Annotated in this window: 21 protein-coding genes; 13 read left to right on the top strand and 8 right to left on the bottom strand. The window is 73.4% G+C overall.

Annotated elements, in window-relative coordinates; genetic code table 11:
- Positions 1–229 precede the first annotated feature (229 nt).
- The 6 genes from GTY56_RS32285 (at position 230) to GTY56_RS32310 (ending at position 5,898) form a co-directional block, all read left to right on the top strand.
- Positions 230–1,696: a Y4yA family PLP-dependent enzyme gene (locus GTY56_RS32285; protein ID WP_161368816.1), complete on the top strand. Its 1,467-nt coding sequence runs from the start codon at positions 230–232 to the stop codon at positions 1,694–1,696.
- Entirely contained in the window at positions 1,693–3,012 is a 1,320-nt protein-coding gene (locus tag GTY56_RS32290; protein WP_161368817.1) for a pyridoxal-phosphate dependent enzyme, read from the top strand. Before GTY56_RS32285 ends, GTY56_RS32290 begins: the two co-directional genes overlap by 4 nt.
- Positions 3,013–3,017: 5 nt before the next feature.
- Positions 3,018–4,214, top strand: a complete 1,197-nt coding sequence (locus GTY56_RS32295) for an aminotransferase class V-fold PLP-dependent enzyme (RefSeq protein ID WP_346345633.1) — start codon at positions 3,018–3,020, stop codon at positions 4,212–4,214.
- A 90-nt stretch (positions 4,215–4,304) separates the two neighbouring features.
- Positions 4,305–5,069, top strand: coding sequence for a class I SAM-dependent methyltransferase (locus tag GTY56_RS32300; RefSeq protein WP_161368818.1), 765 nt, complete (start codon positions 4,305–4,307; stop codon positions 5,067–5,069).
- Between the two features lie 151 nt (positions 5,070–5,220).
- Positions 5,221–5,520 (top strand): hypothetical protein, encoded by a 300-nt coding sequence (locus GTY56_RS32305; RefSeq protein WP_161368819.1) that lies wholly within the window; start codon positions 5,221–5,223, stop codon positions 5,518–5,520.
- Between the two features lie 66 nt (positions 5,521–5,586).
- The gene (locus GTY56_RS32310; protein ID WP_161368820.1) at positions 5,587–5,898 is read left to right on the top strand and encodes an ArsR/SmtB family transcription factor; all 312 of its coding nucleotides are present in this window, start codon (positions 5,587–5,589) and stop codon (positions 5,896–5,898) included.
- Positions 5,899–5,902: 4 nt separating this feature from the next.
- Here the strand turns inward: GTY56_RS32310 and GTY56_RS32315 are convergent, their stop codons facing one another.
- From GTY56_RS32315 to GTY56_RS32340, 6 genes are all read right to left on the bottom strand, one after another.
- Positions 5,903–6,556: an ATP-binding cassette domain-containing protein gene (locus tag GTY56_RS32315; protein WP_161368821.1), complete on the bottom strand. Its 654-nt coding sequence runs from the start codon at positions 6,554–6,556 to the stop codon at positions 5,903–5,905.
- Positions 6,549–7,526: an ABC transporter ATP-binding protein gene (locus GTY56_RS32320; RefSeq protein WP_161368881.1), complete on the bottom strand. Its 978-nt coding sequence runs from the start codon at positions 7,524–7,526 to the stop codon at positions 6,549–6,551. Before GTY56_RS32320 ends, GTY56_RS32315 begins: the two co-directional genes overlap by 8 nt.
- Positions 7,527–7,534: 8 nt before the next feature.
- The gene (locus GTY56_RS32325; protein WP_161368822.1) at positions 7,535–8,434 is read right to left on the bottom strand and encodes an ABC transporter permease subunit; all 900 of its coding nucleotides are present in this window, start codon (positions 8,432–8,434) and stop codon (positions 7,535–7,537) included.
- Positions 8,424–9,392 (bottom strand): ABC transporter permease, encoded by a 969-nt coding sequence (locus tag GTY56_RS32330; RefSeq protein WP_161368823.1) that lies wholly within the window; start codon positions 9,390–9,392, stop codon positions 8,424–8,426. The genes GTY56_RS32325 and GTY56_RS32330 overlap by 11 nt, the downstream gene beginning before the upstream one ends.
- A 20-nt stretch (positions 9,393–9,412) precedes the next feature.
- Positions 9,413–11,002, bottom strand: coding sequence for an ABC transporter substrate-binding protein (locus tag GTY56_RS32335; RefSeq protein WP_161368824.1), 1,590 nt, complete (start codon positions 11,000–11,002; stop codon positions 9,413–9,415).
- A gap of 112 nt (positions 11,003–11,114) precedes the next feature.
- Entirely contained in the window at positions 11,115–11,555 is a 441-nt protein-coding gene (locus GTY56_RS32340) for a DUF6299 family protein (protein WP_161368825.1), read from the bottom strand.
- A gap of 243 nt (positions 11,556–11,798) precedes the next feature.
- On the opposite strand from GTY56_RS32340, the gene GTY56_RS32345 reads away from it, so the two are divergent.
- Positions 11,799–11,993: a DUF5999 family protein gene (locus GTY56_RS32345; protein WP_161368826.1), complete on the top strand. Its 195-nt coding sequence runs from the start codon at positions 11,799–11,801 to the stop codon at positions 11,991–11,993.
- A gap of 10 nt (positions 11,994–12,003) precedes the next feature.
- Here GTY56_RS32345 and GTY56_RS32350 read toward each other — a convergent pair whose 3' ends face one another.
- Together GTY56_RS32350 and GTY56_RS32355 are read right to left on the bottom strand one after the other, a co-directional pair.
- Entirely contained in the window at positions 12,004–12,402 is a 399-nt protein-coding gene (locus tag GTY56_RS32350; RefSeq protein ID WP_161368827.1) for a Rid family hydrolase, read from the bottom strand.
- Positions 12,399–13,625: an acyl-CoA dehydrogenase family protein gene (locus tag GTY56_RS32355; RefSeq protein WP_161368828.1), complete on the bottom strand. Its 1,227-nt coding sequence runs from the start codon at positions 13,623–13,625 to the stop codon at positions 12,399–12,401. Before GTY56_RS32355 ends, GTY56_RS32350 begins: the two co-directional genes overlap by 4 nt.
- Before the next feature lie 127 nt (positions 13,626–13,752).
- Between GTY56_RS32355 and GTY56_RS32360 the strand changes: the two genes are divergently transcribed.
- The 6 genes from GTY56_RS32360 to GTY56_RS40915 all read left to right on the top strand — a co-directional run bounded on the left by GTY56_RS32360 (position 13,753) and on the right by GTY56_RS40915 (position 20,014).
- Positions 13,753–15,363 (top strand): AMP-binding protein, encoded by a 1,611-nt coding sequence (locus GTY56_RS32360; RefSeq protein WP_161368829.1) that lies wholly within the window; start codon positions 13,753–13,755, stop codon positions 15,361–15,363.
- A gap of 15 nt (positions 15,364–15,378) precedes the next feature.
- Positions 15,379–16,191 (top strand): PaaX family transcriptional regulator, encoded by an 813-nt coding sequence (locus tag GTY56_RS32365; protein ID WP_161368830.1) that lies wholly within the window; start codon positions 15,379–15,381, stop codon positions 16,189–16,191.
- A gap of 150 nt (positions 16,192–16,341) precedes the next feature.
- A complete protein-coding gene (locus tag GTY56_RS32370) occupies positions 16,342–17,133 on the top strand; it encodes a YhjD/YihY/BrkB family envelope integrity protein (RefSeq protein ID WP_161368831.1) in 792 nt (263 codons plus the stop codon).
- Positions 17,134–17,277: 144 nt separating this feature from the next.
- Positions 17,278–18,096 carry a molybdate ABC transporter substrate-binding protein gene (gene modA, locus GTY56_RS32375; RefSeq protein WP_346345634.1) on the top strand — a complete coding sequence of 273 codons (819 nt, stop codon included), beginning with the start codon at positions 17,278–17,280 and terminating at the stop codon, positions 18,094–18,096.
- Positions 18,093–18,944, top strand: a complete 852-nt coding sequence (locus GTY56_RS40910; protein ID WP_161368833.1) for an ABC transporter permease — start codon at positions 18,093–18,095, stop codon at positions 18,942–18,944. The genes modA and GTY56_RS40910 overlap by 4 nt, the downstream gene beginning before the upstream one ends.
- Positions 18,941–20,014, top strand: coding sequence for an ABC transporter ATP-binding protein (locus GTY56_RS40915; protein WP_237525132.1), 1,074 nt, complete (start codon positions 18,941–18,943; stop codon positions 20,012–20,014). Before GTY56_RS40910 ends, GTY56_RS40915 begins: the two co-directional genes overlap by 4 nt.
- Positions 20,015–20,018 lie beyond the last annotated feature (4 nt).

Genomic DNA, 20,018 nt, shown 5'->3' on the forward strand with positions numbered 1-20,018 from the left:
GGCGTACGGGGCGTGCCCGTGTCGAGCCGCGGACCGCGGATGCCGCCGCCTCGCGCCCGGCGCGCGCCGCGGCCCGGCCCGTGATCCGCTTCACACCGGCCAAGGTCCGGGCCCTGGCCTTACAGGGCGTAAAGCGACCGAAGAATGGATATGGGCTATACGGCGATACGCGGGGAGTGTCCGACGTGCCCGGATGACGGGTGCGGCGGCCTCAGGAGGGGGAGCGCGCATGGACGGCCGGCCCTTGTACCTCGAACCGCGGCTGGAGCCACGGCTGAGGTCGCTCGTCGCGGCGCACGGCACGCTGCACTCGATCGTCGACGCACTCGGCTCACCCCTGCACGTCGTGGTGCCGGACCAGATCGCCGAGAACCTGGAGCGGTTCCGGTCGGTGTACCGCTCGCACCACCTGTCGGGCCAGGTCTTCTACGCCCACAAGGCCAACCGGTCCAGCGCGCTGCTGCGACGGCTCGCCGCGACGGACGCGGGCGTGGACGTCGCGTCACTGGGCGAGTTGCAGCATGCGCTGGGTGCCGGGTTCGAGGCCGGCCGGATCACGGCCACGGGGCCGAAGAACCCCGAGTTCCTCTGGCTGGCGGCCCGCACGGGTGTCACGGTCAGCGTGGATGCCGTCGCCGAACTGGACCAGCTCGCCGCCCTGGTGCGCAAGCACACGCTCGCCCCGGTGCGGGTGCTGCTGCGGTTGTCCGGCTTCGAGACGTCGGGGGTGAAGGTGCTGAGCCGGCGGAGCCGTTTCGGCACGCCCGTAAGGGAGTTGGAGCTGCTGCTGGAGGCGGTCGAGCGGCATGCCGACGCGGTCGACCTGGAGGGCGTGGCCTTCCATCTGGACACGACGAGCGTCGCGGAGAAGGCGACCGCCCTCGAAGGGAGCCTGGCCGCGCTGGAGTTGTGCCGGAGCCGGGGGCTGCGGCCGCGGGCCGTGGACATCGGCGGCGGCTTCGGCATCGGCTATCTGGCCGAGCGCGAGCAGTGGGAGGCGTACACGACCGCGCTGACCGCGGCCGTCCTCGGCCGGCGTCCGCCCCTGACGTGGGGCGGGCACGGCTACGGGCTGCGCAACGAGTCCGGCACCCTGCGCGGCACGCTCGGCCTGTACCCCGCCCACCGGCCCGTGGCCGGCGCCGCCTACCTGGACGAGCTGCTGGCCCAGCCCGCCGCCTCGCTGGGCGGGCGCCCGCTCGCCGCGCTGCTGCTGGAGCACCTGTACGACCTGTACACCGAGCCCGGCCGGGCGCTGCTCGACCAGTGCGGACTCACGCTCGCGCGTGTCCTGGAGGTCCGCCCCCAGGAGGGCGGCGGGGAACTGCTCGTGCGGCTGGCCGCGAAGGCCGACGACATCGCGCTGGAGGACCACGGAGTGCTCATGGACCCCGTGGTCGTCCCCCGGGGCGGAGCCGGGCCGGGGGACGGGCCTGTCGCCGTGCACCTCTTCGGCAGCCTCTGTCTGGAGACCGACCTGATCACCCGGCGCACGGTGTTCCTGCCGCGCCGCCCGGAACCCGGCGACCTGCTGGCCTTCGCCAACACCGCCGGCTACGCCATGGACTTCCACGCCACCCGCGCCCAGCACCAGCCCGCAGCCGGCAAGGTCGCCGCCTGGCAGGACGGTGACGCCTGGCGCTGGTGCCTCGACGACCAGTTCTGGCCGATCACGCCCGCGAGGGGAGCTCAGTGAGGTACGACAGCATCACCGAGGCGATAGGCAACACCCCTCTGGTGCGGATAGACCCGGCGGTGCACGGCCTGCGCACCATCGATCTGTACGCGAAGCTCGAAATGCTCAACCCCTTCGGCTCGGTCAAGGACCGGGCCGCCTGGAGCATGGCGGGACCTCTGCTGACCGAGGCGGTCCGACACGGCAGCCAGGTGGTCGAGTTGTCCAGCGGCAACACGGCCAAGGCCCTCGCGGTCATCGCGGGCATGCACGGCCTGGGCTTCAAGAGCGTCACCAACCGGATGCGGGTGCCGGAGATCAAGGACCTCCTGCTGCTGCTCGGCGCGGAGATCGAGGAGCTGCCGGGGCAGAGCGAGTGCCTGGACCCGACCGCCACGGACGATCCGCTGACCCTGTTCCACCGCACGCTCGCCGCCTCGGGCAGCGCCTATCTGCACACCGACCAGTACTTCAACCCGCGCAACACCGAGGCCCATCTCACCGGCACCGGGCCGGAGATCGTCAAGGACCTGGACGGCCGGGTCCCGGACTGGTTCGTCGCCTGTGTGGGCACGGCAGGGTCCTCCACGGGCGTCGCCCGCGCACTGCGGGAGGAGGACCCCTCCGTGCGGGTCGTCGGTCTCGTGGCGGCCAAGTCCGACTTCATCCCCGGGATCCGCACCATCGACGAGGTGCAGGAGGTGGGCCTGTTCGACCCGGAGACGTACGACACGATGGAGTCGGTCACCGCCGACGAGGCGATCGAGGGGATGCTGACCCTGAACCGCCGCTGCGGCATCCTGGGCGGTCCCACCGGAGGGGCGGCCTACTTCGGCGCCGTCCGCCATCTGCGGCCTCTGGACGAGGAGTCGCAGGAGCGGCGGACCGCCGTGTTCATCGTCTGCGACCGGGTGGAGAGCTATCTGAGCTACGTCCGGCAGCGGCGGCCCGATCTGCTGGGCCGGCCGCCCCGGAAGAACTCGCCGGCCGACCTGTCCGAGGCCGAGGTCGGCGGGGCACCGTCGGTCACCGTGGCCGAGGCCCAGCGCTGGATCGAGACCGACCGGCCGCTCGTGGTCGACCTGCGCAGCCCGTACGCGTACGCGGCGCTGCACATCGACGGTTCGGTCAACATCGTCGACGAGCTGTTCGCGGAACTGGTGCGGGGCGGCCTGCCGTTCAGCAGGAGCCGACCGGTGCTGCTGGCCTGCCCGGTCGGTGAGCAGTCCGCCCGGTTCGCGGCGCTGCTGACCCGGATGGGCCACCCGGACGTGCGCAGCCTGGCCGGGGGCATCATCGCCTGGCGGGACGCGGGCGCGCCCCTGGTGCGGGACTGACCGGCGTGAGCACACCGAGCGGCCGCGAGCCGCAGGAGCGGTGGCAGCAGGCGCTGCGCGCCCAGTTCCCCATCGTCACCGGGCATCCGGAGCTGGCGTACCTGGACAGCGCGGCCACGGCGCAGAAGCCGCAGGCCGTCCTGGACGCCGTCCAGACGTATCTGACCACCTCCAACGCCAATTCCGCGCGCGGCACCTACACCTGGGCCAACCGGACCACGGAGCTGGTGGAGCGCACCCGCGAGCGCGTCGCCCGGTTCCTCGGGGACGACCGGCCGGAGCGCTCCGCCGTCCACTTCACCGGCGGCACCACCGAGGGACTGCGCACCATCGCCCGCGACTGGCTGCCGGGCTTCCTGCGCGACGGCGACGAGATCGTCGTCCCGGACGCCGATCATCAGGCGAACATCGTGCCCTGGCTGGAGGCGCAGCGGTCGCTGGCCCGGGAGGGGGTGCACGTGCGGGTGGTGCCGATGCCGTACCAGAGCGGCTCGGGGGACTACGACCACCGGGCGCTTGCGGAGCGGGCCGGGCCGCGCACCCGGTTCGTGGCCACCACCCATGTGCACCATGTCTACGGCGGCGACATGAACGTGCACCGCATCCGTGAGGCCGTCGGCCCGGACGCGGTCATCTGCCTGGACGCCGCCCAGAGTGTGGGTCATCTGCCGGTGTCCGTGGCGGAGCTGGACGTCGACTTCGTCGTGTTCTCCGGTCACAAGGCGCTGGCGCTGCCCGGCTCGGGGGCGGTCTGGGCCCGGCAGGCGCGCGGGCCGCGGTTCGTGCCGGGCGGGTGGAGCGGCACCCCGAACACGGTGGGCATCGCCTCGCTCGAAGCGGCCCTGGACTGGCTGGAGGCGGCCGGTGTCGACCGGATCGAGCGCTGGACGGCCGGCCTGGCGGTCCGGCTCACCGAGGGGCTGCGCCGGCTGGACGCCTACGAGGTCCTGGGCTGTCCGCTCAGTCTCACCGCCGACTCGACCGTGCAGCGCCGGCAGGGCATCGTGACCCTGCGGCACCACGCCATCGACTCGGGTGATCTGGGGTTCATCCTGTTCAGCCACGGGTTCATGGTCCGCTCCGACCACCATTGCCAGGGCGACGCGGGCGAGAAGACCGGTTCGGTGCGGGTGAGTCTGCATGTGTACAACACGGTGGAGGAGGTCGACCGGCTGCTGTCCGTTCTCGCCTCACTGCCGTGACACCACCAACTAGGCATAATGGGAACCGTTTCCACCTGTAGGCTCGGGCCGTAACGAGTCAAGTGCGAGACGGCGAGGTGGCGCGACCGGATGGGGCTGAGTCTGGCGACGGCGGAGCGATGGGTGGAGCGCTGGGAGCTCCAGCAGCAGCGGTACGCCGTCGACCGCGAGGAGCGGTTCACGGTGATCGCCGATGTCGTCGAGCACGTCACGGCGGGGCGTGCGGCCCCGCCCCTCGTCGTGGACCTGGGCTGCGGGCCCGGCTCCCTGGCGGCCCGGCTGGTCCGGCGGCTGCCGGACGCCGAGATCGTGGCCGTGGACCGGGACCCCGTCCTGCTGGAGCTGGGCCGCACCCACCACCCGGACGCGGCCCGCTACGTCGACGCGGAGATCGGTGCCCCCGGCTGGGTGCGGGCCCTGGGGCTGGACCGGCCCCTGGACGCTGCGGTCTCCACGACGGCCCTGCACTACCTGGACAGCGACACCCTGCTCGCCACCTACCGGCAGCTCGCCGGGCTGCTGCGGCCCGGGGGCGTCCTCGTCAACGGTGACCACCTCCCCCAGGGCGAGACGGGTCCGGCGACGATCGCCGCCCATGTCGGGCGGTGCCGGGCCGACCGGCAGCGCGTGTTCACTCACGAGGACTGGGGCTCCTGGTGGGCCGCGGCCGGCGACGACCCGGAGCTGACCGACCTCCTCACCGAGCGCCGGCGCCGCGAAGCCTCCCTCGGCACGGCGCGCCCCGCCGAACTCCCCCTCTCGGCCCACCTGGAGCTCCTGCGGCAGGCCGGCTTCGCCCAGGCCGGCCCGGTGTGGCAGTACGGCGACAGCTGCGTGGTCGTGGCGGTGCTCTAGACCGGCGATTCACCCGTGCGCCCCGCCCCGGATGGCGGGTCGCGGCGGGTCCCCGGACAATACATGCAGGAATCGCTATATGTTAATGTCGCCATGTCCGGCCCGGGTCGACCCGTCACGGCCGGCACCAGCACACGCAAGGAGCTCCACCATGACCACCGCCCAGCACATCACCCACGAGGACCACGCGCACGCCCACGGCGAGGACTGCGGACACCTCGCGTTCACCCACGGCGACCACACCGACTACGCCCACGACGGCCACATCCACCGGACGCACGACGGCCACACCGACGAGTGCGCGACCGACGGCCACGCGGTGCACCGGAACCACGACCACGAGCACGGCGCCGACTGCAGCCATCTGGCCGTGCGGCACGACGACCACACGGACTACGTGCACGACGGCCACCGGCACGCCGCCCACGAGGGACACTGGGACGACCACTGACGGCAGCCGCCCCCCCAGCGGGCGAAGAACAAACTGGGAATCGTTGTCATATGCTAATGTATGCATATGACAACGACGCCCTCTCCCCCGACGGACGAGCCGGATCCGACCCTCCAGGCGGCCGGTGACCTGCTGCGCGCTCTGGCCTCGCCCGTACGTCTGGGCATCGTGCGGGAACTGTCCGGCGGCGGGAGGTACGTCCATGAACTGGTGACCGCCCTGGGCGTCAGCCAGCCACTGGTCTCCCAGCACCTGAGGGTGCTGCGCACCTCCCGGATCGTCACCGCCCGGCGTCAGGCCCGCGAGACGCGGTACACCCTCACCGACGACCATGTGGCGCACATCGTGCTGGACGCCATCCGGCACGTACAGGAGTAGCGCCTCAGGCCAGGCCGTCCCACTGGACGGTGCGGTCGCACCAGCGCCCGAGCAGGGCGCGGTCGTGGCCGACGGCCAGCAGGGCGGCCCCCGTCGCGGCCCGGTGGTCCTCGACGGCCGCGACCAGGGCGGCTGCCGTCGAGGCGTCGAGCATCGCGGTCATCTCGTCGCACACCAGCAGCCGCGGGCGCAGCACCAACGCCCGGGCCAGGCAGGCGCGTTGCAGCTGCCCGTCGCTGACCTCGTGCGGCCGCCGGGTCAGCAGGTCGGGAGTGAGACCGACGACGGGGGCCAACTCGGCGACCCGGCCCGGGACGTCCGCGCCGCGGCCGGTGGCGCGCAGGGGCTCGGCGATCAGGTCGGTGAGCGGCAGCCGCGGGTCCGCGGAGAGTCTGGCCTGCTGGAAGACGACCCCGAAGGCGGTGCGCTTCTCGCGTGGGGCGCGGTGGCGCCAGCGCCGTACGGGCTCGCCGTCGAGGAGCAGGGTGCCGGAGTCGGGGCGGTGCAGCAGGGCCGCGACCCGCGCGAGGGTGGACTTGCCGCAGCCGCTCGGGCCGAGCAGCCCGACGGACTCGCCCGGCGCGACGGTCAGGGACACGTTCCGGACCACCGGGGCGTTCCTGACGTATCCGGCGGTGATGGAGCGCAGTTCAAGCACGGACGTCCTCCGGCACGTGCGGGTGGTGGCAGGCGACCGTGCCGGGGGGCGGCTCGGTGGCGCAGGTGTCGGTGGCCCGGTCGCAGCGGGGGGCGAAGGCGCAGCCGGCCGGGAGGTCGCCGAGCTCGGGCGGCATGCCGGGGATGGGAGTGAAGGCGCGGTCGGGCAGGGCCTGGAGCAGGCCGCGGCTGTAGGGGTGGCGGGGCCCGGGTGAGCCGAAGAACGCGGCGGCGTCGGCGAGTTCGACGATCCGTCCGGCGTACATGACCGCGACCCGGTCCGCGATGCGCTCGGCGGCCGCCAGATCGTGGGTGATCATCAGCAGGGCCCGTCCGCGGCCGCCCTCGCCCGGTTCGTCGACGTGCCGCCGCAGTTCGTCGGCCGTACGGTCCACCAGGTCGCGGTCGAGTCCGGTGGTGGGTTCGTCGGCGAGCAGCAGGGGTGCGTCGCCGACCAGGGCGAGGGCGGTGGCGGCGCGCTGGGCGAGACCGCCCGAGAGCTGGTGGGGGTGGCGGTCGAGGTGGTCCGCGGGGAACGCGGCCCGTTCGGCGGCGGCCTCGCCGGCGGCCCGCAGAGCGGCGCGCCCCCGGGTCGCGGTCAAGGCTGCGACCGTCTCCTCCAGTTGGGAGCGGACGGTGCGGACCGGGGTGAGGTGGGCGGCCGGGCTCTGCGGTACGAGGCCGATGAGGCGCCCTCGTACGGTGCGGGCGAGGGTCCGCTCACCGGCCGTGAGCAGGTCGAGGTCACCGAGGAGGGCCGAACCGGCGGTCTGGGCGTTGCCGGGGAGCAGTCCGAGCAGGGCGGAGGCCAGTACGGACTTGCCGCAGCCGCTCTCTCCGATCAGAGCCAGGCATTCGCCGGGCGCCACGTCGAACCGCGCGTCCGTGACGGCGGCGACGCGGCGCCCGCCGGGCATGAGGAACCGCACGGACAGGCCGCGCACCGACAGCACGGGGGTCAGGGAGTCCATACCGGCGCTCACAGCATCAGCTCCGATCGGTGGCGGGGGTTGATCCGCTCCCGCCAGGCGCCGGCGAGTCCGGCGATGGCGAGGGTGGGGACGATGAGGAAGAGACCCGGGAAGAGCGTCGGCCACCACTGGCCGGCGAGGAGCGAGCCGCGGGCGGTCTGGATGAGGGTGCCGAGGCTCGCCGTGTGCGTGGGCAGCCCGAGCCCGAGGAAGGACAGCGCCGACTCGTGCCACATGGCGTGCGGCACCATGAGCACGGCGGCGAGCGCGGCCTGGGGCAGGACGGCCGGCAGCAGGTGCCGTAGGGTCACCCGCCACCGGGAGGCCCCGCCGGAGACGGCGGCGTCGATGTAGGGCCTGGACCGCAGGGACAGCACCTCGGCACGGACGATCCTCGCGGTGGACAGCCAGTGGGTCAGCGCCACCGAGATGACCACCGGCCACACTCCGGGGCGGAACATGGCGACGATGAAGATGCCGAGCAGCAGGTGCGGCACGGACGAGAACGTGTCGACCACCCGCATCAGGGCCCGGTCGGCCCAGCCGCCCAGCGCCCCGGCCGCGGCGCCCACGGCCGTGCCGACGACGGTCGCGGTCAGCGCCGCCGCCACGCCGACGAGCAGCGAGACGCGCAGGCCGTAGACGCAGCGCAGCAGCAGGTCGCGGCCGACGTCGTCGGTGCCGAACGGGTGGGCCCAGGAGGGCGGTTGCAGTTTGGCGGCGAGGTCGACGGCCTGCTGGTCGAGCTGGACCAGCGGCGGCACGAGCAGCACGGCGAGGACGGTCGCGGCCACCAGCACGGCGGAGGTGCGCACGCGCAGGGCGCGGGTGGAGCGGCGCCGGGGTCCGTGCGTGCGCCACTCGGTCCGCTCCGGGGCGGCGGCGGGCGCCGGGGCGTCACATGTCACTGAGCTTCACCCTCGGGTCGAACAGTCCGTAGAGCAGGTCGGCGAGCAGGTTCCCGGCGAGCACCGCCGCGGTGGCCAGGGTCGTCAGGGCGGCGAGCAGCGGGAAGTCGACGGCGGTGGCCGCCTCGACGGTGGCGGCTGCGATGCCCGGCCAGCTGAAGACGCTCTCCACCAGCAGCGCGCCGGTGATGAGTTCGGGCACGCGGGAGCCGATGAGCGTGAGCACCGGCAGGAGCCCGGAGCGCAGGGCGTGGCCGAGCAGGACGGTGCCTTCGCTCAGGCCGCGGGCCCGGGCGCCGCGCACGGGGTCCTCCGCCAGCGCGTCGCCGACGCCCTGGCGTACGTACAGGGTGAACCAGGGCAGCTGGGACACGGCGAGGACACCGGCGGGCAGGAGGAGATGGCTCGTCACCTGGCCGGGCGTGACCTGTTCGCTGCCGGTGTCGGTCAGGCCGCCCGCCGGGAGGAGGTCCCACTGGAGGGCGAACAGCCAGATGGCGAGCAGCGCGATCCAGAAGACCGGTGCCGCCTCCAGGGTGTAGGCGAGGGAGGTGACGGTCCGGTCGACGAGCGAGCCGGGTCGGCGGGCGGCGAGCACGCCGAGGACGGTGCCCACCAGTACGGCGGCGGCGAAGGCGACCGCGCAGAGCAGCGCGGACCACACGAGCCGTTCGCCGATGACCTGGGCGACCGGCTGCCGCATGACGCTGGAGTGGCCGAGGTCGCCGGTGAGGGCGGAGGTCAGCCAGTGCCACCAGCGGGCGGCGAAGGGCCGGTCCACACCGAGGTTCTCGCGCAGCCGGTCCAGGGTCTGCTGGTCGGCGCCGAGCGCGGCGGTGCCGGCGTAGGCCTTGACGGGGTCGAAGGGGGAGGCGGCGGCGATGGCGAACACGCCGAAGGTGACGACGAGCAGGACGGGGACGGCGAACAGGGCCCGGCGTGCCGCCAGTCGTGCCATCGCTCCCCAGGGGAGGCGGGTCACTTCTTCGGCTGCCAGTCCTCGATGTTCCACCAGGGGCCGCTGGCGAAGCCGTGCTCGTGCGGCTCCAGCTGGGTGTTCAGCTTCTCCCAGCGGTCGGCCAGCACGTAGAGGTGGTCGATGTGGGTGAGGAAGGTGTAGCCGGGGTCCTGCACCAGGGCGCGCTGGAGCTTGTCGTAGGCGGACGTGCGCTCGGCCGGGTCCTGGCTGCGGCGGCCGTCGTCGAGGGCGCGGTCCACGGCCGGGTTGTCGTAGCGGGCCATGTTGTTGAAGCCGTCGCCGGCGAGGGAGGAGTGCAGCAGGGTGTAGAGGCCGAAGTCGGGGTCGCCGGTGCTGCCGAAGCCCGCGAGGACGGCCGTGTCCTTCATGCGGGGCTCGATGACCTCCCAGGTGGCGCTCTCCACCTTCACCTCGATGCCGGCCTTCTTGGCGTCGGAGGCGTAGGCGAGGGCGTGGTCCTGGCGGACCTTGTCGCCGGAGGGGTAGAGCAGGGTGAAGGCCGCCCGCTGCCCGTCCCGGGTGCGGACGCCGCCCTCGCCGGGCTTCCAGCCTGCCTCGTCCAGGATCTTGCCGGCCTTGCCGAGGTCCTGGGTGCGCTCGATGTCCTCGGCGAAGGCGGGGTCGTCGACGGGCAGCGGTCCGTAGGCCGGGCGGCCGGCGCCGTCGAGGATCTTGGCGACCATGGCCTCGCGGTCCACGGCGGCGTCGAGGGCCCGGCGGATCGCGCGGTCGCCGGTGACCTTGTTCGCGGTGGGGAGGGTGACGGCCCGGAAGTCGTAGGACCGGGCCTCGTAGGTGCGCCGGGCGTCGTCGCCCTTGAACGTGGCGGCGAGGTTGGGCGGGAGGACCGCGCCGTCGAGGTCGCCGGAGCGCAGGCGGGTGGCGCGCACGTTGTCGTCGCCGATGACCGCCATGGTGAAGGACTTCACCTTCGGCTCGCCGCCCCAGTAGCGGGGGTTGGCCTTGAAGGTGAGTTTCTCGCCCTTGCTCCACGTGGCGAGGACATACGGCCCGGTGCCGACCGGCTTCGTGTTGAAGGAGCCGGTGTTGGGGTCCTGCTCCCCCGCGATGTGCTCGGGGACGATGGGCCAGACGGTGCGGGCGGCGAAGGGGGCGTAGGGGTACTTGAGCGTGAAGACGACCTTGTCGTCGCCGCTCGCCTCGACCTTCTTGACGGCGTCCAGCTCGCTTCTGAAGGTGTTGTTGGTCTTCGGGTCGAGAGCGGTCCGGTACGTGTAGACGACGTCGGCGGCCGTCAGCGGTTCGCCGTCGCTGAACTCGACCCCGTCGCGCAGGGTGAAGGTGTACGTGCGGCCGCCGTCGGTGACCTCCGGCAGTGCGGCCGCCAGAGCGGGCTTCAGCTTCAGGCCGGCGTCCCGGGCGAGGAGCCCGTCGAAGATCTTGGAGTTCCCGTCCTTGCCGTAGCCGAGCAGCGGGTTGAGGGTGTCCGGCTCGGAGGCCACCCCGAGTACGACGGATCCCCCGGACTTGCCGTCGCCCGAGCCGCCGCCGCTGGGGGCCGAGCAGGCGGTGACCGCCGCGGCCAGCGCCGCCGTGACGGCGGCCCCTCGTATCCGACGGGTCGACATGTGACCTCACACCCTTGTTGCTCTCATAAGGCTGTTGCAAAGACATCGCAATTAAACAGGATCGGCGGACGTCCCGGACCCGGGTCGCCCGCCGAACCGTTCACCGTCGTGCTCAGGCCTGGCTCAGGGTGATGTCCTGCCCCTGGACGGCGTGGAAGCTGGGCAGCGGCAGACCGCCGAAGGTGCGCAGCTCCATCAGGGTGGCCTCGACGTGGGCCGCCCCGGCCACGAGCGCGCCGGGCAGGGCCCGGCCCGTGTTCACCCACCGGTGCTCCGCTCCGTCGCACACGGCCCGGGTGCCGCCGATGCCGTGACGGGCCGTGGAGAGGCCCTGCCTGATGGAGGAGCTGACGAAGACCGGGCCGCTGGAGCTCGCGCAGCGGTAGGTGCCGGACAGGGTGACGGTGCCGTCGGCGGCGATCCGGCCCACCGCGTCGACCGTCACGGTGCCGGTCGGGGCGAGGACCGACGCAGTGGCGGGCGCCGCGCCGGCACCGGCGAGCAGGAGCAGCGCGGCACCGGCCGCCGCGCCGAGAAGGGGACGTAGACGCATGGAGATCCTCCCGAAATGAGTGGAATTGCGGCTTCCACTCGTACCGGCCCTCCGGGCCGGCGCCCGTGACCCTCACCCCTTCGGTGGCGAGTTGGCACCGGCCGTCGTGGAACCGTCCTGGGAATGTCCTGGGCGTGTCACGCTTCCCGTAGGGCCGTTCCGATGAGTCCGGCGCGGGAGGATGGTCTGTCTGTACGAGCCCTCCGAACCCTTCGGACGGCCCTACCGACGTGGAGGTGCGCCATGTGTGCCCACCGGCCCCTGTGCCCCGCGACCGACTCCCCCGCCGCGCACGTCGTCGCGGCCCGCCCCGAGCAGGGCTGGAGCCTGCTGTGCGACGGGACGGTCGTCTTCGACGACACCGGTGAACTGCTGCCGGACGGACGCGTGGTGCAGCCGCGCCGGGTGAGCGCCGAGGGCCTGGCCGTCGCGGCCTGAGGGGGCCGGACTAGGGCAGGACCGCGAAGCCGTCCAGTTCCACCATCGCCTCCGCGTCCCACAGCCGGACGACCTCGACGACGGCCATGGCGGGGTAGTCGCGGCCGGCCAGTCGGCGCCAGACGCGGCCCAGTTCGGGGGCGTGCGCACGGTACGCCTCGACATCCGTGGCGTAGACGGTGACGCGCGCCAGGCCGGAGGGTGTGCCACCGGCCGCCGCGAGGGCGGCCAGCAGGTTGGTGAGGGCCCTTTCGAACTGCTCGAGCAGGGTGCGGCCGACCACCTTGCCGTCGGCGTCGAGGGCGGTCTGGCCCGCCAGGAACACCACCCGCGAGCCGGACGCCACGACGGCGTGCGAGAAGCCGGCCGGTGGGGACAGCTCGGGCGGGTTGACGCGCTCGGTGCTCACCGGGCCTCCTGACGGGCGTACAACTCCTTGGCGATGATGTCGCGTTGCACTTCGCTGGCCCCCTCGTAGACGCGGGGGGCGCGCACCTCGCGGTAGAGGTGTTCGAGCAGGTGGCCGCGTTGCAGGGCCCGGGCACCGTGCAACTGGACGGCGGCGTCGACGACGTACTGCGCGGTCTCGGTGGCGAGCAGTTTCGCCATGGCGGAGCACCGGGGCACGTCCGGGGAGCCCGCGTCGTGGGCCGACGCCGCCGCGTGGACCATCAGCCGGGCCGCCTCCGTGCGCAGGGCCATCTCGGCGACCTGGTGCGCGACGGCTTGCAGGTCCTTCAGCTTGGCCCCGAAGGCGTCCCGCCCGGCGGTGTGGGCGAGGGTCGCGTCGAGGGCGGCCTGGGCCATGCCGACCGCGAAGGCGCCGACGCTGGGCCGGAACAGGTTGAGCGTCCCCATGGCGACCCGGAAGCCGCGGTCGGCCTCGCCGAGCACGTCCTCGGCCGTCACGGGCACGGCGTCGAAGTCCAGGGCGCCTATGGGGTGCGGCGAGAGCATGTCGAACCCTCGGCCGGTCAGGCCCGGGCGGTCGGCGGGGACGAGGAAGGCGGTGATGCCGCGGGCCCCGGCGCCCGGGGTGGTCCGGGCGAAGACGGTGCAGAAGTCGGCCTCGGGGGCGTTGGAGATCCAGCACTTCTCGCCGGTGAGACGCCAGCGGGCGGGGCCGTCGGGGGCGGCGGAGAGGGCCTGTCCGGCCGGTGGGCCCTCGCCCGGCGGGGCGGCGGCGACCGCAGGGCCGGCCGGTGACCCCCCGCCCCGCGGGGCGTCCGGCTCCGCCCGCAACTCCAGCGCCGCCGCGTCCGATCCCGCCCCCGGCTCGCTCAGCGCGAAGGCCGCGATCGCGGTGCCGTCGGCCACTCGGGGGAGCCAGCGGGCGCGTTGTTCCCGCGTGCCGTGCGCATGGACGGGGTGGGCTCCGAGGCCCTGGAGGGCCAGGGCCGTCTCGGCCTCCGTGCAGGCGTAGGCCAGGGACTCGCGCATCAAGCACAGATCGAGCGCACCCGAGGTGAACAGGCGTCCCAGCAGCCCCAGGCTGCCGAGCTCGGCGACCAGGGCCCGGTTCACCCGCCCCGGTTCGCCCTTGTCGGCCAGCGGGCGGAGCCGCTGTGCGGCCAGGGTGCGCAGCTCGGCGCACCAGGCGAGTTGTGCCGGTTCGAGTGAGAATGCGGTCATCGCCGGTCCCTTCTCCGCCACCCCGTCTTCCGGCCGGGCCACTCCGAGGTTATCGCGGACCGTTGACTGCCGTCACCAACACGATACGCTCCAGGGGCGAGCCCACCACGCCAAGGGGGCGAACCGTATGAATCCACGGGGCACGGCCCACGTCGACACCTTCGCCCGGGATCATCTGCCACCCCGGGACCAATGGCCCGAGCTCCACTTCGATCTGCCGGAGCTGCACTACCCCGAACGGCTCAACTGCGCCGCCGCACTGCTGCACGGCCCGCCCGACGACCGCCCGGTGTTCCTCACGCCCACCGGCGCACCGTGGACGTACGGCGATCTGCGCGCCCGCGTGGACCGCGTCGCGCACCTGCTCACCGGTGAGCTCGGCGTCGTGCCCGGCAACCGGGTGCTGCTGCGCGGCCCCACCACGCCCTGGCTCGCGGCCTGCTGGCTGGCGGTGCTGAAGGCGGGGGCCGTGGCGGTCACGGTGCTCGCCCAGCAGCGTCCGCACGAGCTGAGCACGATGTGCGAGATCGCGCGGGTGCGGCACGCACTGTGCGACGTCCGGGCCGTCGACGACCTCGCCAAGGCCGAGGTCCCCGGCCTGCGCATCACGACCTACGGCGGTGACGCCCCCGACGACCTCCTCAACCGCCCGGCCAACACGGCCCCGTACGAGACCGTCGCGACGGCGGCCGACGACGTGGCGCTGATCGCGTTCACCTCCGGCACCACCGGCCACCCCAAGGGCTGTATGCATCTGCACCGGGACGTCCTGGCGATCGCCGACACCTTCTCCCGGCACGTCCTGAAGCCCGACGCGGACGACGTGTTCACCGGCAGCCCTCCCCTGGGCTTCACCTTCGGTCTCGGCGGGCTGGTGGTCTTCCCGCTGCGGGCCGGCGCGCGTGCGCTGCTGCTCGAACAGGCGGGCCCCCGGCAGTTGCTGCCCGCCATCGGCCGGCACCGGGTCTCCGTGCTGTTCACGGCCCCGACGGCGTACCGCGCGATGCTCGACGAGCTCGACGGGCACGACGTCTCCTCGCTGCGCCGCTGCGTCTCGGCCGGCGAGAACCTGCCCGCGGCCACCTGGCAGGCCTGGCACGAGCGCACCGGCCTGCGCGTCATCAACGGCATCGGCGCCACGGAGCTGCTGCACATCTTCATCTCCGCGGCCGACGACCTGATCCGGCCCGGGACCACGGGCGTTCCGGTGCCGGGCTGGCAGGCGCGCGTGCAGGACGAGGACGGCCGGCCGGTGCCCGACGGGCAGCCGGGGCTGCTCGCCGTACGCGGGCCGGTCGGCTGCCGCTACCTCGCCGACCCGCGGCAGCGGGACTACGTGCGCGGCGGCTGGAACGTCACCGGCGACACCTACGTCCGCGACCCCGACGGCTACTTCCGCTACGTCGCGCGCGCCGACGACATGATCATCTCGGCCGGGTACAACATCGCCGGCCCGGAGGTGGAGGAGGCGCTGCTGCGGCACCCGGACGTGGTGGAGGCGGCGGTCGTGGGACGGCCCGACGAGGCCCGCGGGCAGGTCGTGCTGGCCTTCGCCGTCCTCAAGGAGAGTGCGGAGCGGGACGCCGACGCGCTGCGCGCCTTCGTGAAGCGCGAGCTGGCGCCGTACAAGTGCCCCCGCGAGATCGTCTTCCTGGACGCGCTGCCGCGCACGGCGACCGGCAAGCTCCAGCGGTTCAGACTGCGCACCGACGGGGTACCGGGAGGCGACCAGGAGTGATCCGTACGACCTAAGATGATCAACGTGTCCGACCAGCATGCACCACGGTCTCTCATCGTCACGCTCTACGGCGCGTACGGCCGCTTCGTCCCGGGCCCCGTGCCGGTAGCCGAACTGATCCGGCTGCTGGCCGCGGCCGGCGTGGACGCCCCGTCCGTCCGCTCCTCGGTGTCGCGGCTCAAGAGACGCGGACTGCTCGTGCCGGCCCGCACCGCCCAGGGTGCGGCCGGCTACGAACTGTCCCCGGACGCCCGCCAGTTGCTCGACGACGGCGACCGCCGTATCTACGCCTCGGCCCCGCCCGAGGACGAGGGCTGGGTGCTCGCGGTGTTCTCCGTGCCGGAGTCGGAACGGCAGAAGCGGCACGTGCTGCGCTCCCGTCTTGCCGGGCTCGGTTTCGGCACGGCCGCCCCGGGCGTGTGGATCGCGCCCGCACGGCTCTACGAGGAGACCCGGCACACGCTCCAGCGGCTGCGGCTCGACGCGTACGTCGACTTCTTCCGCGGCGAGCACCTCGGCTTCGCACCGACCGCGGAGGCCGTCGCCCGGTGGTGGGACCTGGCGGCCATCGCCAAGGAGCACGAGGCCTTCCTCGACCGCCACGCGCGCGTGCTGCACGACTGGGAGAAGCGCGAGGACACCCCGGCCGAGGAGGCCTACCGGGACTACCTCCTCGCCCTGGACTCCTGGCGCCACCTCCCCTACGCCGACCCGGGCCTGCCGTCCGGGCTGCTTCCCGCGGACTGGCCGGGGGTGCGCTCGGCGGCGGTGTTCCGGGGGCTGCACGAGCGGCTGCGGGACGCGGGGGCGGGGTTCGTGGGGCTCTGAGCCCGCGAGCGCCGCCCGGTATGCGGCGTTTGCGTCGGCTCCGGAACGGTCAACGATGTCCGCGAGTGGACGGAGCGCGTACCGGGAGGCGGACCGAGGGATGACCGTCACCACATCACCGGGCACGGGCCCCCGAGCGGACCGGCTGCCGTGAGGCGGTGGGGGCGCTCGGCGCGCGGCGGGTGGGAGCGGGCCGGTGCGCACACCCTCGTCCGGCAGGGCCGCGACGTGGAGCTGCTGCACCGGGCCATGGGATTCGCCACGCTCGCGCTGGTCACCCTGGCACCGCTGCTGATCGTGGTCGCCGCCGCCGATCCACTGGAACGGGGCGGTTTCGCGTTCTGGCTGGCCGACGGCATGGGGCTGTCCGGCCGGTCCGCGCGGGTGCTCACGGACATCATCAGCCCGCCGCGCAAGGTCATCGGCACCACCAGCGTGCTGGGCGCGGTCGCCCTCGTCGTCTTCGGCGTCGCGTTCGGCGGGAGCGTGCAGAACGGCTACGAGCGGATCTGGGGCCTGCCCTCCGGCCCGTGGCACCGGGTCTGGCGCCAGGCGGTGTGGATGATCGCGACGACCGCGTACCTGTACCAGGAGGTGCAGACACGCGGCATCGTCTCGGGGCCGGAGCGGATCGCGCTGAGTTCGGCGTCGGGGTTGCTGTTCTTCTGGTGGGGGCAGCGCTTCCTGCTGGGCGGTCAGGTCCGCTGGCGCGAACTGCTCCCCGGGGCGGTGGCCACCATGCTGGGGCTGGGCGGCCTGCGCATGTTCTCCTACTTCGTCTTCACGCCCCTCATCGTCACCAACGCGATCAGCTACGGAGCCGTCGGCGTCGTCCTGGTCGTGGAGTCCTGGCTCATCGGCGTGGGCTACGTCGTCTACGGTGGCGCGCTGCTCGGCCGCTGGGTCCAAGAGCACCACGGATTCCGGCTGCGGTCCCGGTAGCCCCCCGGGGCCGGCACCCGTCCCGTACGAACGCACATGCCACCCCTGGAGAACCCAGACCCGGCTCATGCGAACCCACAGGGGTTCTCCCCCTTGCATGTGCGGCATTATCATCGGCGCATACCGAGCAGAGGGAGCAGACCCGTGACGACCCGTACCGTGGGCCGCATCCGCCGCCCGCTCCCGGGGGCAGCGGTGGGAGCCGCCGCCCTGCTGGCCCTGAGTGCCTGCTCGCCGTCCGGCCCGGCCTCCTCGGCGAAGCCGGACTCCTCCGGCTCGGGCGAGCCGTCCGGGGAGGTGACCGTGTTCGCCGCGGCCTCGCTGAAGGAGAGCTTCACGACCCTGGGCGAGCAGTTCGAGAAGGAGCACCCGGGCACGAAGGTCACCTTCAGCTTCGGCGGCAGCGACTCCCTCGCCGCGAGCATCACCGGCGGCGCCCCGGTGGACGTCTTCGCCTCGGCCAGCCCCAGGACCATGAAGATCGTCAAGGACGCCGGGGACGCCTCGGGCGCCCCCGTGACCTTCGTCCGCAACGAGCTGGAGATCGCCACCCTGCCGGGCAACCCGCACCAGGTCTCCTCGCTCAAGGACCTCACCGCACCGGATCTGAAGGCGGTGCTCTGCGACAAGGAGGTGCCGTGCGGCGCCGCCGCGCAGAAGGCCCTCGACGCGAGCGGGCTGACACTCACCCCCGTCTCCTACGAACAGGACGTCAAGGCCGCGCTCACCAAGGTCGAGCTGAAGGAGGCCGACGCGGCCGTCGTCTACAGGACGGACGTGCGCGCGGCGGGTGACAAGGTGGAGGGCGTGCAGTTCCCCGAGTCCGCCGACGCCGTCAACGACTACCCGATCGCGCTGCTCAAGGACGCGCCCAACGCCGGGGCCGCCAAGGCGTTCATCGCGCTGGTGCGGTCCGCCGAGGGCCAGAAGGTCCTGAGCGGGGCCGGGTTCCTCAAGCCGTGACACTCCCTGACGACCGGCCTCGCGCCGCGGCCCACACCCTCCGGGGCGGTCCGCGGCGCCGGCGCGTCCGGGCGGGCGTCCCGCTGCCCCTGCTGATCCCCGCGCTGACCGGCCTGGCCTTCCTGATCCTGCCGCTGATCGCCCTGCTGGTGCGGACTCCGTGGCACAGCCTGCCCGAGCAGCTGACCAGCGCGGAGGTCTGGCAGGCTCTCAGACTGTCCCTGGTCAGCGCCACGGCGGCCACCGCGGTGTGCCTGGTCCTGGGCGTGCCGCTGGCCTGGCTGCTGGCCCGCGTCGACTTCCCCGGCCGCGGCCTCGTACGCGCTCTGGTCACCCTGCCCCTCGTCCTGCCTCCGGTCGTGGGCGGTGTGGCGCTGCTGATGGCACTCGGCCGCAACGGCATCGTCGGGCAGTGGCTCGATGCGTGGTTCGGGATCACGCTGCCCTTCACCACCGCCGGGGTCGTGATCGCGGAGGCGTTCGTGGCGATGCCGTTCCTCGTCATCAGCGTCGAGGGCACCCTGCGGGCCGCCGACCCCCGCTACGAGGAGGCGGCCGCCACCCTGGGCGCGTCCCGCTTCACCGCGTTCCGCCGGGTCACGCTGCCGCTGATCGCGCCGGGCATCGCGGCGGGCGCGGTCCTCGCCTGGGCGCGGGCGCTCGGCGAGTTCGGCGCGACGATCACCTTCGCCGGCAACTTCCCCGGCCGCACCCAGACCATGCCCCTGGCCGTCTACCTGGCCCTGCAGAGCGACCCGGAGGCCGCGATCGCCCTCAGCCTGGTGCTGCTGGCGGTGTCGATCGCGGTGCTGGCGGGACTGCGCGACCGATGGATGCGTGCCGCATGACCTCGGCCCACCCCGCCTCCGGCCCCGCCACGGACGGGCTCGACGCCCGTCTCGTCGTGAACCGCGGGGACTTCCGCCTCGACGTGGCGCTGACCGCCGCGCCCGGCGAGGTCGTCGCCCTGCTCGGGCCGAACGGCGCCGGCAAGACCACCGCGCTGCGTGCCCTCGCCGGACTGACCCCTCTCTCCGGCGGTCATCTGCGGCTGGACGGCACCGGGCTGGACCGTACGCCGCCGGAGGCCCGTCCCGTCGGAGTCGTCTTCCAGGACTACCTGCTCTTCCCCCACCTCACGGCCCTCGACAACGTCGCCTTCGGGCCCCGCTGCCGGGGCGCGACCAGGGCCGAGGCCCGGGCGCAGGCCGCGGAGTGGCTCGACCGCCTCGGCCTCGCGGCGCACAGCGGTGTCAAACCACGCCGGCTCTCCGGCGGCCAGGCCCAGCGCGTGGCTCTCGCCCGCGCCCTGGCGACCCGCCCCCGGCTGCTGCTGCTCGACGAGCCGCTGGCGGCGCTGGACGCCCGTACCCGTCTGGAGGTGCGCGCCCGGCTCCGGCGGCACCTGGCCGGGTTCGAGGCGGTCGCCGTGCTCGTCACCCATGATCCGCTCGACGCGATGGTGCTGGCCGACCGGCTGGTGGTCGTGGAGCACGGCCGGGTCGTCCAGGAGGGCACCCCGGCCGACATCGCCCGCCACCCGCGTACGGACTACATCGCGCGGCTGGTCGGCCTGAACCTCTACCGGGGAGAGGCGGGCGGCCACACCGTCCGTCTGGCCGACGGCCCGCCCCTCACCACCACGGAGGTTCTGTCCGGCCCGGTCTTCGTGGCGTTCCCGCCGAGCGCGGTCACCCTCCACCGTGACCGGCCCTCCGGCTCCAGCGCCCGCAACCTCTGGCGCTGCGAGGTGGCCGGTCTGGAGACCCACGGCGACCAGATCCGGGCCGACCTCACCGGTGAACTGCCCCTCGCCGCCGATCTCACGACGGTCGCCGCGGCGGAGCTCGGCCTGCACCCGGGCGCGGAGGTCTGGGCGACGGTGAAGGCGGCCCAGACCCACGCCTACCCGGTCTGAGGCG

The sequence above is a fragment of the Streptomyces sp. SID5643 genome (assembly GCF_009872555.1).
GTDB lineage: Bacteria > Actinomycetota > Actinomycetes > Streptomycetales > Streptomycetaceae > Streptomyces > Streptomyces iakyrus.

Bases quoted from the DNA above. Each gene is read 5' to 3' on its own strand.
- GTY56_RS32285 (WP_161368816.1), top strand. From the start codon at position 230: ATGGACGGCCGGCCCTTGTACCTCGAACCGCGGCTGGAGCCACGGCTG.
- GTY56_RS32300 (WP_161368818.1), top strand. From the start codon at position 4,305: ATGGGGCTGAGTCTGGCGACGGCGGAGCGATGGGTGGAGCGCTGGGAG.
- GTY56_RS32305 (WP_161368819.1), top strand. From the start codon at position 5,221: ATGACCACCGCCCAGCACATCACCCACGAGGACCACGCGCACGCCCAC.
- GTY56_RS32310 (WP_161368820.1), top strand. From the start codon at position 5,587: ATGACAACGACGCCCTCTCCCCCGACGGACGAGCCGGATCCGACCCTC.
- GTY56_RS32320 (WP_161368881.1), bottom strand. From the start codon at position 7,526: ATGGACTCCCTGACCCCCGTGCTGTCGGTGCGCGGCCTGTCCGTGCGG.
- GTY56_RS32330 (WP_161368823.1), bottom strand. From the start codon at position 9,392: ATGGCACGACTGGCGGCACGCCGGGCCCTGTTCGCCGTCCCCGTCCTG.
- GTY56_RS32335 (WP_161368824.1), bottom strand. From the start codon at position 11,002: ATGTCGACCCGTCGGATACGAGGGGCCGCCGTCACGGCGGCGCTGGCC.
- GTY56_RS32340 (WP_161368825.1), bottom strand. From the start codon at position 11,555: ATGCGTCTACGTCCCCTTCTCGGCGCGGCGGCCGGTGCCGCGCTGCTC.
- GTY56_RS32345 (WP_161368826.1), top strand. From the start codon at position 11,799: ATGTGTGCCCACCGGCCCCTGTGCCCCGCGACCGACTCCCCCGCCGCG.
- GTY56_RS32355 (WP_161368828.1), bottom strand. From the start codon at position 13,625: ATGACCGCATTCTCACTCGAACCGGCACAACTCGCCTGGTGCGCCGAG.
- GTY56_RS32360 (WP_161368829.1), top strand. From the start codon at position 13,753: ATGAATCCACGGGGCACGGCCCACGTCGACACCTTCGCCCGGGATCAT.
- GTY56_RS32365 (WP_161368830.1), top strand. From the start codon at position 15,379: ATGATCAACGTGTCCGACCAGCATGCACCACGGTCTCTCATCGTCACG.
- GTY56_RS40915 (WP_237525132.1), top strand. From the start codon at position 18,941: ATGACCTCGGCCCACCCCGCCTCCGGCCCCGCCACGGACGGGCTCGAC.